This is a genomic window from Paraburkholderia tropica (assembly GCF_914484835.1).
Taxonomy (GTDB): domain Bacteria; phylum Pseudomonadota; class Gammaproteobacteria; order Burkholderiales; family Burkholderiaceae; genus Paraburkholderia; species Paraburkholderia tropica_A.
The window spans coordinates 383,224-397,844 of sequence record NZ_CAJZAR010000037.1; the positions used below are offsets into that span (position 1 = coordinate 383,224).

Below are 14,621 nucleotides of genomic sequence, written 5' to 3' on the forward strand. Positions count from 1 at the left end.
ATGCACGCCCATTCAACGCCAACGTCATTCAGGAGACTGCCATGCCCGCATCGATACCGGACGTCGCACGCGAGGCGCTGATATTGCGCGTCGAGCGCGCCGTCGACACCGTGACCTTCCCCGCCCATCCGGGCACGCTGATCGAATGCGCCGAACGCGCGGGCGCGCGCGCCGACGTGCTCGCCGCGCTGCGCGAGCTGCCCGACGAGGCGTTCGGCAGCTTTTCGGAAGTGTCGGCGTCGATTGTCGCCGCGCACGACCGGCAGGCGCGCCCGCGGCCTTTCGCGGTCCGCTGAGCGCCGCTTACACCGGTCAACGCCTATGCGCAGCAGCCAGACAACGACGCCCCCGGACTCGCCGGGAACGAAATTTGCGCACTCCGCCCCGAGTGCCGGACGGTCCCCGGCTTCGGACTGCCCGGATCAAGGGCGCAGCCACGGCAAGAACAAGGGCGCACGCGACGTGAGGACCGCCGGGGTGGTCGATGCGCGCCGCACAGGTAAACGACGTATGGCAACCGTATTACTCGTCGACGACGACAGCAACGCACTGGACGCGCTCAAGGAGCTGGTCGGCCAGGAAGGCTATCGGGTCAGGACCGCCTTGGACGGCTCGGACGCGCTCAAGAGCGCGCTCGCCGACCCGCCCGACGTCGTGATCTCCGACTGCATGATGCCGCGCATGGACGGCCTCGAACTGATGCGCGCCATGCGCCGCGACCGCAAGCTCGCGGCCGTTCCGCTCGTGCTCGTCTCCGCGCTCGTCACGCTGCCCGCCGACGCCGACGTGGTCGGTTTTCTGCGCAAGCCTTTCGCCGTGGCGCAATTACTCGATATTCTGCGGCGCGTAGCGTCTCCGTGACGACGATTGATTCGCCATCCTCAGTGATTGCCATGAAGTCGCGGCACGCGCATTGCGGCGCGCAAGGCATGACGATGCCACCAGGAGGGCCATCATGACCGACTACGCAGGACGCTCGCAGGACGACCGCGTCGCGCAACGCAAGCAGCACAAACAGCCGTCACAGGAGCCACCCGGCGGCGATATGGCCGTGCACGGCACCGAGCCAGACGCCACACACAGCAGCGGCGAACTCTCGGAACGCGGCAAGGAAGTCTGGCGCAAAGGCGCGGGCCTCGACGGCGGCGGGAAATCGGATTAATCGCCGGACTCGGCAGATTCAATATTCACGCTGATATGAAACGCGCGCGGCGCAAAAGCGATTGACGCCGCGCGCGCTTTTACACCTCATTCAATTCCCGCGTCTTCATTCAGCGCCGCTTGGGATTCACATGGGCATTCGCATTGGGCTTCGCGTTGCGATTCGCCTGCGCGTCGTTTTGCGTGCGCGACTGATACGCATCGCCACCCCAGCGGTCCGTATCCTCCAAACCGCGTTCGAGATCGCGATGCCCCTGCACGCCCACCGAACGCGGCTCGTGCGGATGACGCGTCGCCACCGGCTCACCGCCCTCATGACGCGGATGCTTCACACTCTGCGCTTCCTCCTGCGAGGGTTCCTGCGATTCGTGGGACGTCTGCGATACATGACGCGCTGTATGCGCGGCAGGCGCCGCCTGTTGCTCAGCACGCTTGTGATGATCGTTCATGGCACACCTCCGATAACGGCGCATTTCCGCCAATGACGCGCCTCTCCTGCGCACAGCAGCTTGCGTGCCGCGCACGCTGGCTTAAACTCGCGACATCGACGGGGTACGACACCCGCAACACGCTCACTGAATCCGGTACAGTCGATACGCAAGCGCGCGGCCAACGTGTCATGCTCACGCGTGCCTAGCCTGCATCCGCCCACACCATCACCGCACGTTGCACGATGACCTCGAAGGACCGCCGTCACTTTCTGCGCAGCGCCGCGGCCGGCGCCGCGCTCAGCCTGTTTCCGCCCGCGATCCGGCGCGCGCTCGCCATCCCCGCGCACAACGCGACCGGCACGATTCAGGACGTCGAGCACGTCGTGATCTTCATGCAGGAAAACCGCTCGTTCGATCATTACCTCGGCACGCTGCCCGGCGTGCGCGGCTTCGGCGACCGCATCACGATTCCGCAGCCGCGCGACGCGAGCGTCTGGCAGCAAAGCGACGGCGAGCGCACGCTGCTGCCGTTCTACCTCGACAAAAGCAAGGGCAATGCGCTGCTCGCGGGCGGCGCGCACGAATGGCTCGACGCGCATGCCGCGTGGGATGCGGGCCGCATGACGCACTGGCCGCGCGCGAAAGGCAATGTGTCGATGGGCTATTTGCAGGCCGCCGACCTGCCGTTTCATTTCGCGCTCGCGAATGCCTTCACGATCTGCGACGCCTACCATTGCTCGCTGCATGGCGGCACGAATTCGAATCGCCTCTTCCTGTGGACCGGCACCAACGGTCCCGGCGGCGCGCCCTACGCCGTGGTCAACAACAATGGCTGGGACTGGCTCGACAGTTCATCCAGGGGGCTCACGTGGACCACATACGCGGAGCGTCTGCAGAAAGCCGGCGTGAGCTGGAAGGTCTACGAAAATCAGCCCGACAATTACAACGACAATCCGCTCGCGGGTTTCGCCACGTTCCGCAAGGTGCACGAGTCGATCGCGGGCGCGCCCAATGCGCCGTGGACACCGGAAATCGAAGCGCAATCGCCGCTCTATAAAGGCATCGGCAATACGCTGCCCGACGGCGGCTTTTTGCAGGCGCTCAAGGACGACGTGACGGCGAACCGGCTGCCGCAAGTGAGCTGGATCGTCTCGCCGCAAGCGTATTGCGAGCATCCGGCCATTTCCACGCCGGGCCAGGGCGCGTGGTACATCCAGCAACTGCTCGACGCGCTCACGTCGAATCCCGAGGTCTGGAGCAAGACCGTGCTGTTCGTGAACTACGACGAGAACGACTGCTTCTTCGATCATATGCCGCCGCCCGCCGTGCCCTCGCCGCTCGACGACGGCAGCTATGCTGGCAAGTCGACGGTCAGCACGGAGCACGAGTATTTCACGGTGCCGAATCCGCCCGGCGACAAACAACCGCTCGCGCCCGACGGCCAGCCTTACGGGCCCGGTCCGCGCGTGCCGATGTTCGTGATCTCGCCGTGGAGCACGGGCGGCTATGTCAATTCGCAGGTGTTCGATCACACGTCCGTGCTGCGTTTTCTCGAACAGCGCTTCGGCGTGCAGGAGCCGAATATCAGCGCATGGCGGCGTGTCGTTTGCGGCGACATGACCTCGGCATTTAACTTCAGTAGCCCGAACGAAAAATCGTCCACGCATTTTCCTGCGCCCACACGCGCCGCCGCCGATGCGCTCAACGCCCAGCAAAGCGCGCTCAAAACCGTGCACGCGCCCGCCGAAAGCGAACAGACGATGCCGCATCAGGCGCGCGTCGCGCGTCCGTCGCGCGCACTGCCGTATCGGCTGCATACGCATGCGAGCGTCGATGCGAAACATCGCGAGGTGCATCTCGTCTTCAGCAACGAAGGCAGCGCGGGCGCGGTCTTTCACGTCTACGACAAACGGCATCTCGACCGCGCGCCGCGTCGCTATACCGTCGAAGCTGGCAAGCATCTCGCCGATACGTGGACGCCCACGCCCACCGATGCGGGCGCCTACGATCTCTGGGTGCTCGGCCCCAACGGATTTCATCGCGGCTTCGCGGGCAACGTGGGGCAGCCGCCGCACGGAGCGGGACTGAAAATGCAGGTGAGCTACGACGCGGGCGCCAATAGCGTCGGCATCGCCATCGTCAACGAAGGCCGCGAATCCGCCACCTGCACCGTGAGCGCGAACGCCTATCGCCGCGATGGACCGTGGACCTTCACCGTCGCGCCGCGCGCACGCGTCACGCAGAGCTGGCCGCTCGACGCATCGGGCGGCTGGTACGACTTCACGCTGAGCGCCGCCGACGGCACCACGCGCCGCTTCGCGGGCCGCGTGGAAACCGGCAGGGACAGCATCAGCGATCCCGAAATGGGCGCGGCGAGCTGAGCCGCCCCGTTTCATATCGATTGATCTAAAATGAGGGCTTCCCTTGCCACGGAGCCATCAATGGGCCGCCCTCGCGAATTCGACGAAACCCACGTGCTGGACGCCGCCTGCGACGCTTTCTGGGCGCGCGGCTACGAAGCCACCTCCACGCGCGATCTGGTCAAGGCCACCGGGCTCACCCAGCCGAGCTTGTACAACGCGTTCGGCGACAAGCGCGCGCTGTTTCTGCGCGTGCTCGATCACTATCTGGAGCAGTCGCTGCGCGAGCGCATCGCGCGCCACGAAGCCGCCGGCACGCCGGGTACCGCCATCACCGGATTTTTCGCGGAGACCGTGCAGCGCTCGCTCGACGATCCCGCCAAACGTGGCTGCCTGATGGTGAATTCGGTTCTCGAAGCCACGCCCGACGACGAGGCCTTGCGCGCCGCGCTCGCCGCCGAAATCGTGCAGATTCGCGACTTTTTCCTGCGCTGCGTGCAGGCCGGTCAAGCCAGCGGCGAAATCGCCAAAACAGTCGGCGCACAGGAAGCGGCGCAGCATCTGCTCGCCGTATTGCTGGGCCTGCGCGTGATCGCGCGCATTCAACCGGAGCGCGACTGGCTCGTGAACGCCGTCGCGCCCGCGCTCATGCTGCTCGGATTGCTGCCGGGCCAGGCGGGCTGACGCGCGGCGTCCGCCTGTGTTAATCTTCTAACTCCGATTCAATCAGTCGCGGTATCGTCATGTCTTTCATCAGCACCGGGGTCGAATACGGTTTGCATTGTCTGCTCTATCTCGCGAAGCCTTCGGGCGTGCGCGAAGCGAGCGTGCGCGATCTCGCCGAGATGCAGGGCGTGTCGGTCGATTACGCGGCCAAGCTGTTCACGCGCCTCTCGAAAGCGGGCATCGTTTCGGCCACCGAAGGCGTACGCGGCGGCTTCGCGCTCGCGCGTGCGCCCGAACACATCACCGTGCAAGACGTGGTCGACGCCATCGACGGCGACAAACGCCTGTTCGACTGCCGCGAGATTCGCGCGCAATGCGCGGTCTTCGATGATGAAGCGCCCGCCTGGGCCACGCGCGGCACCTGCTCGATCCACGCCGTGATGCAGGCCGCCGAGCGCAGCATGCGCGAGGAACTCGAAAAGCACACGCTCGCCGACCTCGCCGCGCGCGCCCATTCGAAGGCGCCCGCGAGCCACGGGCATCAAGTGGTCGAGTGGTTTGCCGACCGCGCCGCGAATCGGCGCAGCGATCGCGCGTAAGCTTTCCGATATTTTTATCGACCACGAAGAAAAGGCCCTTTTTCAAGGGCCTTTTTCATTGACTGCGTTTGGGGATGGGGGCGATCAGGCCACCACGATCCGGCGCGGATCTGCCGAGGCGAACACCTCCTCACGCTCGGCGCGCGGCGGATAAATCCACTCGGTGTTGATACGGTGCTTGAGCGCCTTCGCTTCCTGGCCGCTCATCTTCACCTCGCGCTCCCAGCCCTCGGTATAGACCGCGCCCCACGGGCCGAGATCGAGACAGGTCACGTATTTCGGCTGGCTATACGGCAGCGCGTCGAGGCCCAGCAGATCGGCGGCGGCGTTGTGCCCTGCCGAGCGGCCGAGATTCATCGCGTGCTGACACGACATGAGCGTGCGATTGCCTTCGTCGTCGGTGGCCGCGCTCGCGACGTCGCCCGTCGCGTACACGCCCGGCACGCCCTCGACCGCAAGGTGGCGATCGACATAGAGACGGCCCGCTGTATCGCGGCGCGCGGGAATCTGCTCGGTCAGCGCGCTCGCACGCACGCCGGCGGTCCAGATGACCGTATTCGCGGCGATGTGCTCGCCATCGGCCAACGTGACGCCGTGTGCGTCGACGGCCGTCACGCCCTGACCCAGTTTCCACTGCACGCCGAGTTCGCCGAGCGCCTGCTCGATGACGGGCCGCGGGCCCGGACCGAGATCGGGACCGAGCGCCTCGTTACGTTCGACGACGATCACACGCACTTGCGCGCTGCTGCCGAGCGCGGCGCGCAAACGCGCGGGCATTTCCGCGGCCGTTTCGATGCCGGTGAAACCGCCGCCCGCCACCACGACGGTATTGCGCGCGGGCGTATCGGGCAGTTGCGCGAGATCGCGGATATGGGCTTCGAGCTCCGCCGCTTCGTCGATCTGATCGACGCTGAACGCATGCTCCGCGAGGCCCGCGATGGCCGGGCGGAACAGCTTGCTGCCCGTCGCCAGCACGAGGCGGTCATACGACATCGTGAACGCGCGCTGATCCGCATCCACGCCCTCTACTTCGCGACGCGCCACGTCGATGCGCGCCACGCTGCCCTGCACGAACTTCACGCCGGCTTCGCGGAAGATGTCCGTGAGCGGCGCCTTCATGTTCTCCGGCCCTTCTTCGTACAGGCGCGGACGCACGTGCAGATGCGGCTCCGGCGCGATCAACGCGACTTCGACGTCCGCACGGCCTGCCTCGTCGAGCAAACGCGCCGCGCTCAGCGCGCTCCACATGCCGGCGAAACCGGCCCCGATAATCAAAATGCGTCTGGACATGCTGCTGCTCCTGTGGATCGTTGCACCGTCGCAACGTGTAACTCGGATTCTATGAGTCGTAGTTTAACGCGACAATGCATGTTAACGAAACACACTGTTGACTCCACTGAGCGAAAACAAACGCCGGGCATTCGTCCGATCAATTGCGCTTCGATTTCGAGCGCTGAAAATAAAAGCGCCCGCATGCCGGAAGCATGCGGGCGATCGTGCTCGTCTTGTGTATCGCGATCGCAATCGCGATTAGCGCCTCATTGTTTCGACAGCCGGCTCGTCGCCAGATCCGCGACAAACGCCAGCGAGAGCGCAACGGCGCCGCACGCGAAAATCAACGCGTAGTTTTCATGCGTGTGCGAAAACAGAAACGAATAACCGTAGCCGCCCAGCGCCTGAAACAATGCGAATGCGGTAGTCGCGCGGCTCCACGCGGCACGCTGTTCGAGATGATCGTGCGGCACGAGTTCATGAATGCGGCCCAGCGCGAGCGGCACGACGCCCGGCGTCAATGCCCCGAGGATCAGCGTGGCGATGAGCACCGCCGCCGTGTGATTCGACAGCGCCAGCAGCGCCACCGCAACGGCCTGAATCAACAACGCAAAACGCCAGGCGAGTTTGAAACCGATCCGATCGGCGAGTTGCCCGCAGAGAATCGGCCCCGCGATCGCCGCCATGCCGTAGAGCACCCAGACATGCGCGCCGGTCGACGCGCCGCGTCCGAGTCCGCGCGCCACATAATCGACGAGCAGGATCATCGCGGGCACGAGCCCCAACGCATTGGCGGCGTATTGCGCGTACAGCACGCGCAGCGGCGTTTGTGCCGCTACAGCGTGACCCGCAGTTTGCGCGGGCGCGGCAGCAACGGGCGCATCGCTGGCCGGCCAGCCGAACCAGCTAATCGCCGTCAGCAGCAAGGCGAGCGCGCCGAGGCCAATCCACGCGGCGCGCAAACCGTCATGCAGCAGCGCGGGAATGACCGTTCCCGACGCCGCGATGCCAAGCCCCAGCCCGAGAAAAATCATTCCGCTCACGAAGCCGCGTCGTGCGGGCGGCACGTGCGGAAGAATCGACGTGGCGACCAGCACCATGATCGCGCCGCCCGCCACGCCGGACGCGAGCCGCCACACGAAGAACCACGTCACGGACAGCGGAAACGCACACGCAAAAAACGCGAGCGTGGCGGTCGCCATGAGCACGCGCAGCGCGTGCCGGTTCGTGAGCGCATGGGCGATGGGCCGCCCGAGCAGCGCGCCCAGCAGATAACCCGCGAAGTTCGCCGCGCCGAGCGTGACGGCTTGCGAAGCGGTGAACCAGTGCGCCTGAATCAGCGCCGGAATCAACGGCGTGTAGGCGAAACGCGCAAGACCGATGGCGACGAAACTGCCGCACAGGCCCGCGAGCGTCGCGAACAAGGCCGAAGCGTCGAGCCGCTCGGGCACGCGTGCACGAAGAGTGGATGGCTGGGCTGACATGTTTGCTTTCCTTCTCGAAGAGGCTGTTTTATATCACTCGATACAGTAATCACGGATTCTATATCGATCGAAATAAAATGCAAGCCCCGAGCGCAGCCGGACAGCGTGCGCAGTACACTGCTCGTTGCCGTTCTTGACGCTCGCCTGTCCCGCACCCCTTCTCCCCCGATTGATGCAAGGAGCCACGATGAAAATCGATTTGTCTGGAAAACTCGCGCTCGTGACCGGCTCGGCGGCCGGAATCGGCCTCGCCATCGCCAAAGGTCTCGCCGAAACCGGCGCGACCGTGATCGTGAGCAGCCGCCACGCCGCCAACGTCAGCGATGCCGAAGCGGCCGTGCGCGCCGCTGTGCCGGGCGCGCAAGTGCAGGGTTTCGTCGGCGATCTGTCGAATACGCAGGGCTGCGAGGCGCTCGTGAAAGCGCATCCAAAAGTCGATATCCTCGTCAACAATCTCGGCGTGTTTCAGCAGGAAGATTTCTTCGAGATTCCCGATAGCGAATGGCAGCGCTTTTTTGAAACCAATGTGATGTCGGGCGTGCGGCTCTCGCGCGCGTATGCGGGCGCGATGGTCAAGCAGGGCTGGGGGCGCATCGTGTTCATCTCGTCGGAATCGGGACTCAATATTCCCGCCGACATGGTTCACTACGGCATGACCAAGACCGCGCAACTCGCCGTGGCGCGCGGGCTGGCCAAGCGCCTCGCTGGCACAGGCGTGACGGTGAATTCAGTGCTGCCTGGACCGACGCTTTCGGACGGCGTGGAAGCGATGCTTCGGGACGAAGTCGCAAAGACCGGCAAGACGGTCGAGGAAGTCGCGGCGGCTTTCGTGCAGCAACATCGCGCCTCGTCGATCATCCGCCGCGCCGCGAGCGTGGAAGAAGTGGCGAACATGGTTGTCTATGCGTGTTCGACGCAGGCTTCGGCCACCACGGGCGCTGCGCTGCGCGTCGACGGCGGCGTGGTCGATACCATCGCTTGATACTGATTCGATATCCTTAGCAAATACCGTGACGTGGGGATATAGAACTCGCGATCGCCACGCTGCGCAAGGTGTGACACATAAAGAAACGGCCCGCGAATTCCGCGGGCCGTTTCATTTTCACGCGCGTGCAAAGCGTGATGTCGACACACACTCAATGCACCCTCAGCGCCGCACAACGCCAACCAGCAACGTGACGAGAAAGATCACGATAAAGATAAAGAACAGAATTTTGGCAATGGATGCCGCGCCCGCTGCAATGCCGCCAAAGCCGAAGACGGCGGCAATGATCGCGATAATGAAGAAAATGACTGCGTATTGAAGCATGACGTCCTCCGGTCTTCGAAAAAAGAATTCGACATGAATCGCGAGGCGTGCCTAGCGCGGCACGGATTGCACGGGCTCGACGGTTTTGGTCGGATCGAAGTCCGCCCATTTACCTTGTTGCCAGCGGCCGTGTGCTCGCTCCACTTCCACGCCGCCCGCTGCGCCCAATACCTCGGCGGCCTGACGCTGCGTGTCGGGACTCACATGCACGGCCACGAGCACGCCCGATTCGCGGCCGTGCGGCGTGCCGTCCGGGTCGTGAGCGATATCGGGCGCCTTGCCATGACCGCCGCCGCGCGTTTCCATCAGCGCGCCCGCGAGCGTGCCCACATAGGCGCCCACGCCGGCCGCCACCGCCAGCACGAGCAACGAACGTAAAAAGAGGAGCGACAGCACGATGGCGATGACCACGCCTGCAAGCGCGCCCACGCCGGCTCCCGCTCCTGCGCCAAGCGAGGCCCAGCGTGACTGGGGATCGACGAAGCGGTCGCCGCCCACGGGAAAGCGAGCGTGCTGGCCGCCCGGATTCACGTAAAAGAGCGACACGTCGTCGTCGATGAATCCGTTCGTGTGAAGCTGGCCGATGGCCGCTTCGGCGTCGTTGAACGTCGTGAAGCGGCTCGCAACGATCAGAGACATAGCCGTTCTCCTTGCTCGATCAACCTTGAATGCGAAAGTGGCCGCTATGCAGCACCACGCCGCCGCCCGTCTGTTCGATGGCCTCGGTACAGACGCTGCGAATCTGTGCGCGACCGCGCACGAACGCTTCCTGCAGCGGACCTTCTAGCGCCGATTCCGCGCCAAAGTGGTCTTCGAGCGCTTCGGCGCTGATAGCGCAATCGACAGGTTCGCCGTCCACTTCGGCGACGAAATGCATCAACAGATTCGCACCGTCGAATTCAGGCGCGTCATTCCGGTAGTGGATGTTCATATCGGAATCCTTATCGATTTTGGCCAGCGATGCGCCGTGGACGACTGACGCGGCGCGTGCCCGCTTTTTGGCGCAGCCGTCAGGCAAGCGATCAATTCCGCGTTGAAGGCCGGCAAATCGTCAGGCTTGCGGCTCGTGACGAAATTGCCGTCGCGCACCACGCGCTGATCGACCCATGTGCCGCCCGCGTTGCGAATATCGTCTTGCAGCGAAGGCCAACTCGTCATGGTGCGCCCTTTCACGATGCCCGCCGACACCGGCAACCAGCCGCCATGGCAGATCGCGGCGATGGGTTTGTGCGCGGCATTCGCCGACTTCACGAACGCCTGCGCCTCGGGGATCAGACGAATCGCGTCGCCGTTGATCACGCCCCCGGGCAGCACCACCGCGTCGTAATCGTCGGGCTTCGCCTGCGCGAACGTGCGATCGACCTTCACGCGCGCGCCCTTGTCGACATGCCGAAATCCCTGAATTTCGCCGGGTTCGCTCGATATCACGTCGACGTGCGCGCCGGCTTCGATCAGTGCCTGTTGCGGCCCGGTGAGTTCGACTTCCTCGAAACCGTCCACGGCGAGAATCGCTACCTTGCAATGTTCCAGTTCACACGTCATCACGCACTCCTTCGACTGTCTCGTTGAGGCATCGGCTCACATCATCGAATAGTTGAGCAAGCCGGATGCCCGAGGTTAAAGGGCGCCACGCAGGACACGTCACGCGAATCATTGCGTCGTGTTCGGCGACGTGGTTTGCGGCATCGATTGCGAGTTGCCGCCGTTGTTGTTCCAGCCCGGCGCGGTCGAAGGCGACTTGTTCGGCGTCGAGCCCGTGCCGGTGCCCATGCCGCCGCCTACGCCCGTGCTGCCCGGCGCGCCGTAACCGCTGGTATCGCCGTTCGTGCCGGTACTGCCGTTTCCATTCGCGCCTATGCCGTTATTCGGCGCCATGCCTGCCGCGCCCTGCGCGGTGCCGCCGCCCGCGCCCACGCCGCCGGATCCTCCCATCCCGCCTGCTGCGTATGCCGCGCCGGAAAGCGCCATTGCGAGAACCCATGTCACTGCCTTGATCGTCGGTCTGCTCATCGTCGTTCTCCCTGAAAACGATTCGTTTGCCGATATGCGGCGCGTCGCCTGCCGGTGTGTACGTGCATCGCGAGGCGCGCCGCGCGAACACCTTCGTGAGCGCAAGCGATGTGCCGCACGAAGCCGGATAAACATGGCGGAGCTAATCAACGAGGAAGAAAAGCGCGGGCCGAAATAGAAACGGGCCCGTCTTCGCGGGCCCGTTCAAACAGATAAGTCAGGGATGCGTTAAATACCGCGTTTCAAGCCAGATGCGCAGGCCGATGCCAGCCGTTTTGCTGAAACGTGGTGGAGAAGAACAACACCTGGTAACGAATCGAATTCGACCAGTATGACCACGTATGGCCGCCGGGCCGCTCCGCATAATCGTGAGGCACGCCCAATGCAATGAGCTTTTCGTGCAGCGTGCGATTCGATTGCACGAAGAAGTCGCTCACGCCGCAATCGATCGTGAGCGCGATATGCGCGTGCTCGAAATTGCTTGCGTCCTCGACGATGGCGTTGCGGGTCCAGAAGTCCGCATGACGCGCGGGATTGCCGAACACGCGGTCGATGCCCGGTTCGTCCTCGCAATTGCGCGGATCGACCGCGCCGCTGATGCTGCCCGCGGCGCCAAACGTTTCCTGCCGGTCGAGCGCGATACGCAGCGCCCCGAATCCGCCCATGCTCAAGCCGGTGATTGCGCGCGCCTGCCGCGTGGCGATCGTGCGGAAGTGCGTGTCGATCCACGAAACGACTTCGGTGCCGATATAGGTTTCGTATTGGCTCGCCTGATCGAACGGACTGTCGATATACCAGCTTTCGTGACCGCCATCGGGCATCACGAGAATCACGTGATAACGGTCCGCGAGTTTGCCGATCTGCGTATTCGAGGTCCAGTCCGCGTAATTACCGCCGGAACCGTGCAGCACATACACCACCGGATAGCGCGTGGTGCCGCTGCCGCGCCCGTAATCGCCGGGCAGGACCACGGTGGCGTCGAACGCGCGATGCATGGCGACGCTCGGGATCGAGACGATTTTCGTCTGGAACGCCCAAACGGGTGCGCTAAAAAACACAATCAGAAACAGCCAGAACACACGCAGGGGCCGGAACGCGCGGGCTTTATTCATGAGTGGTCGCTCTTGTCAGATAGCCACGAGGGGCACGACATCAGCGACGACTCTAGCAACTGGCACTTACAACCAAATTTCGGCGAACCCTACGGCGACATTCACGGCCCCATTCGTCCACTAATTGGGCACGGCGAACCTGATCGCCCATTCAGTCGCTTATTCAATCGCCATTGCGCCGCCTGCGCCGTAGCCGCCCTTGCGGCTCGCCCTCGTGCAGCAGCCCCTTCTGGCGCGGCGTGAGCGGATCGTTCAGGCAAGGCTCGGCGTCGAGTTCCTGCTCGAAGCGCTCCCAGATGCCCGCAGGCGTATTGGCGGTGCCGACGCGCGTACCGATCATCATGCGGACCTGATTCGCGCGGCTAATGGTCGAGCGCAATCGATGAATCTCCCAAAGCAGCCGCAAGACCACGGGCAGCGGATGCTGGTCGTAAATATCGGCCAGCTCCGCTGCCGTGAGCGGAGGGAAATGACGATGATTTCGTCCCATGATTGCGTGTGAAGTCCTGCGCCGAGTACTGTATATATATACAGGTTAGCACACGCATGAATCGTTCTGGAAGGTCCTGGCGGAGCGATTGAAGCGGGTGAAAAAGGGTGCATGGCACCCTTTTAATGAGGCTAATGCGGCGCGTGCGCGTCCATGTCGATAGGCGGATGATGGCTGCCATACAGGCGCAACGCCAGCGCACAGATCGCCGCGCCGAGTCCGCCCGCCACGCCGCCGAAAGTGCCGAGCCACGCAATGCCGAAGTCGTTGGCAATATGATTGCCGAGCAGCGCGCCCGCGCCGATGCCCACGTTATACAAACCCGAATAGATCGAGACCGCGAGATCGGCGGCATCGGGCGCGAGCCGCAGCACCCACGCCTGCATGGCCAGGCCGAAACACACGACCGCGCCGCCCCAGATCGCCGTATGCACGGACAGCGTCACGATATTGAGCGCACACGGAAACAGCACGAGCAGACACACGCAAATCGCAAAGACGGCCGAGCGCAGGAACTGTTCGGGACGTTGCGGAAACAGGCGATTGAAACCAATGGCGGCGGGAATGCCGGCCGCGCCGAACAGAATCAGCAAATACGTAATGCGGCCGTTGCTTTCCTGGCCAACGTGGTGAATAAACGGCTCGATATACGTATACGACGTGAAGTGCGCGCATACGACGAGCACGGTAATCAGATAAAGCGATACCAGCATCGGCTTTTTAAACAGCACGGGCAGGCTTTTGAACGACCCGGTCTGATGGCTCTCGAGCTTCGGCAACGCGAAACGCAGCATCAGCAGCGTGACGCCGGCGGCCGCCGCGATCGCCAGAAACGTTTCGCGCCAGCCCAGCGTTTCGCCGATCACACGGCCAAGCGGAATGCCCGCCACCATGGCGATCGACGTGCCCATGCCGAGCATGCCAAGCGCGCGGCTTTTCTGGCCGGGCGGCGCGAGCCGCACGACCAGCGACACCGATATCGACCAGAAAATCGCATGCGCACACGCAATACCGATCCGGCCGACAACCAGCACAGGGAAACTCCATGCCACGCCGGTCAAAATGTGGCTGGCGATAAACAAACCGAATACGCCGGTCAATAACTTGCGGCGCTCGATATTGCGCGTCAGCAGCATCAGCGGCAGCGACGCCACCGCGACAGTCCACGCGTAGATCGTCAGCATGAGGCCGACGTCGGTCGCCTTCATTTGCAGGCTGTCGCCAATCGCGCTGAGCAGCGCCACCGGGAAGAATTCGGTCGTGTTGAAAATAAATGCGGACAGCGCCAATACCAGCACGCCCCACCAGGCGTAACCGGATGTGCTCCGTTCAGGCGTCGACATATTCAATCAGGGGCAAAAAGCAAAACAGCGGCAATTATCACGTAAAGCACGTGCAAGCCTGTTGCAACGCGCAAAAAGGGTTCATGCGGGCAAATTTACCGGACCATAACGCCCCAATAACGTCTGCCGTTTATTTCAGTTTGCGTAAGGGGCTCTCGCGGAATCACGGGTGTTTGCGATCATTTTGTTACACCTCTTACCCCCAAACCTTGCCGTCGTTACAGGAGCCTTTCAGATTGGAAGTTATACTCAGCGCCGGATTAAAACCAATGAGTTCACTCATGAAGAAATTCTTCCCGATGATGGCGATCGCAGCGCTGGCTGCCACGGCTTCGATTCCGGCAATGGCCGGCGACATGAACAATGCGCTGGGCGGCGCGCTCG

Annotated in this window: 18 protein-coding genes; 7 read left to right on the plus strand and 11 right to left on the minus strand. The window is 63.5% G+C overall.

Features of this window, described 5'->3' with window-relative positions; translation table 11 throughout:
- The first annotated feature begins 41 nt into the window (after nt 1-41).
- The 3 genes from LDO54_RS09870 (at nt 42) to LDO54_RS09880 (ending at nt 1,162) form a co-directional block, all read left to right on the plus strand.
- Nucleotides 42-296 (plus strand): DUF2795 domain-containing protein, encoded by a 255-nt coding sequence (locus LDO54_RS09870; RefSeq protein ID WP_224009661.1) that lies wholly within the window; start codon nt 42-44, stop codon nt 294-296.
- Nucleotides 297-510: 214 nt separating this feature from the next.
- A complete protein-coding gene (locus LDO54_RS09875) occupies nt 511-861 on the plus strand; it encodes a response regulator (protein WP_224009663.1) in 351 nt (116 codons plus the stop codon).
- A gap of 94 nt (nt 862-955) precedes the next feature.
- On the plus strand, nt 956-1,162 hold the full coding sequence (locus LDO54_RS09880; RefSeq protein ID WP_224009665.1) for a hypothetical protein: 207 nt from the start codon (nt 956-958) through the stop codon (nt 1,160-1,162).
- 109 nt (nt 1,163-1,271) lie between these two features.
- Here the strand turns inward: LDO54_RS09880 and LDO54_RS09885 are convergent, their stop codons facing one another.
- Nucleotides 1,272-1,610, minus strand: a complete 339-nt coding sequence (locus LDO54_RS09885; protein ID WP_224009667.1) for a hypothetical protein — start codon at nt 1,608-1,610, stop codon at nt 1,272-1,274.
- Nucleotides 1,611-1,834: 224 nt separating this feature from the next.
- Here LDO54_RS09885 and LDO54_RS09890 point away from each other — a divergent pair, with 224 nt between their 5' ends.
- Genes LDO54_RS09890 through LDO54_RS09900 form a run of 3 tightly spaced genes read left to right on the plus strand, consistent with a single transcriptional unit; the run spans nt 1,835 to nt 5,217 of the window.
- A complete protein-coding gene (locus tag LDO54_RS09890) occupies nt 1,835-3,973 on the plus strand; it encodes a phosphocholine-specific phospholipase C (RefSeq protein ID WP_224009669.1) in 2,139 nt (712 codons plus the stop codon).
- 60 nt (nt 3,974-4,033) lie between these two features.
- The gene (locus LDO54_RS09895) at nt 4,034-4,636 is read left to right on the plus strand and encodes a TetR/AcrR family transcriptional regulator (protein WP_224009671.1); all 603 of its coding nucleotides are present in this window, start codon (nt 4,034-4,036) and stop codon (nt 4,634-4,636) included.
- A gap of 59 nt (nt 4,637-4,695) precedes the next feature.
- Complete coding sequence (locus LDO54_RS09900; RefSeq protein ID WP_224009673.1) at nt 4,696-5,217, plus strand: RrF2 family transcriptional regulator; 522 nt, start codon at nt 4,696-4,698, stop codon at nt 5,215-5,217.
- 84 nt (nt 5,218-5,301) lie between these two features.
- Here LDO54_RS09900 and LDO54_RS09905 read toward each other — a convergent pair whose 3' ends face one another.
- The gene (locus tag LDO54_RS09905) at nt 5,302-6,507 is read right to left on the minus strand and encodes an NAD(P)/FAD-dependent oxidoreductase (protein ID WP_224009675.1); all 1,206 of its coding nucleotides are present in this window, start codon (nt 6,505-6,507) and stop codon (nt 5,302-5,304) included.
- Nucleotides 6,508-6,755: 248 nt separating this feature from the next.
- Nucleotides 6,756-7,973, minus strand: coding sequence for a YbfB/YjiJ family MFS transporter (locus tag LDO54_RS09910; RefSeq protein ID WP_224009677.1), 1,218 nt, complete (start codon nt 7,971-7,973; stop codon nt 6,756-6,758).
- A 187-nt stretch (nt 7,974-8,160) separates the two neighbouring features.
- On the opposite strand from LDO54_RS09910, the gene LDO54_RS09915 reads away from it, so the two are divergent.
- Complete coding sequence (locus LDO54_RS09915; RefSeq protein ID WP_224009679.1) at nt 8,161-8,955, plus strand: SDR family NAD(P)-dependent oxidoreductase; 795 nt, start codon at nt 8,161-8,163, stop codon at nt 8,953-8,955.
- 165 nt (nt 8,956-9,120) lie between these two features.
- On the opposite strand, the gene LDO54_RS09920 is transcribed toward LDO54_RS09915, so the two are convergent.
- The 8 genes from LDO54_RS09920 to LDO54_RS09955 all read right to left on the minus strand — a co-directional run bounded on the left by LDO54_RS09920 (nt 9,121) and on the right by LDO54_RS09955 (nt 14,237).
- Nucleotides 9,121-9,282 carry a DUF1328 family protein gene (locus LDO54_RS09920; protein ID WP_224009681.1) on the minus strand — a complete coding sequence of 54 codons (162 nt, stop codon included), beginning with the start codon at nt 9,280-9,282 and terminating at the stop codon, nt 9,121-9,123.
- A gap of 51 nt (nt 9,283-9,333) precedes the next feature.
- Nucleotides 9,334-9,921 (minus strand): hypothetical protein, encoded by a 588-nt coding sequence (locus LDO54_RS09925; RefSeq protein ID WP_224009683.1) that lies wholly within the window; start codon nt 9,919-9,921, stop codon nt 9,334-9,336.
- Nucleotides 9,922-9,940: 19 nt separating this feature from the next.
- On the minus strand, nt 9,941-10,213 hold the full coding sequence (locus LDO54_RS09930; RefSeq protein WP_224009685.1) for a DUF1488 domain-containing protein: 273 nt from the start codon (nt 10,211-10,213) through the stop codon (nt 9,941-9,943).
- On the minus strand, nt 10,210-10,824 hold the full coding sequence (locus LDO54_RS09935) for a type 1 glutamine amidotransferase domain-containing protein (RefSeq protein WP_224009687.1): 615 nt from the start codon (nt 10,822-10,824) through the stop codon (nt 10,210-10,212). Before LDO54_RS09935 ends, LDO54_RS09930 begins: the two co-directional genes overlap by 4 nt.
- 108 nt (nt 10,825-10,932) lie before the next feature.
- Nucleotides 10,933-11,214 carry a hypothetical protein gene (locus tag LDO54_RS09940; protein ID WP_356789437.1) on the minus strand — a complete coding sequence of 94 codons (282 nt, stop codon included), beginning with the start codon at nt 11,212-11,214 and terminating at the stop codon, nt 10,933-10,935.
- A gap of 320 nt (nt 11,215-11,534) precedes the next feature.
- Nucleotides 11,535-12,404, minus strand: coding sequence for an alpha/beta hydrolase (locus LDO54_RS09945; RefSeq protein ID WP_224009692.1), 870 nt, complete (start codon nt 12,402-12,404; stop codon nt 11,535-11,537).
- A 163-nt stretch (nt 12,405-12,567) separates the two neighbouring features.
- Nucleotides 12,568-12,894, minus strand: coding sequence for a hypothetical protein (locus LDO54_RS09950; protein ID WP_224009694.1), 327 nt, complete (start codon nt 12,892-12,894; stop codon nt 12,568-12,570).
- Nucleotides 12,895-13,025: 131 nt separating this feature from the next.
- Entirely contained in the window at nt 13,026-14,237 is a 1,212-nt protein-coding gene (locus tag LDO54_RS09955; protein ID WP_224009696.1) for a sugar transporter, read from the minus strand.
- Between the last annotated feature and the right edge of the window lie 384 nt (nt 14,238-14,621).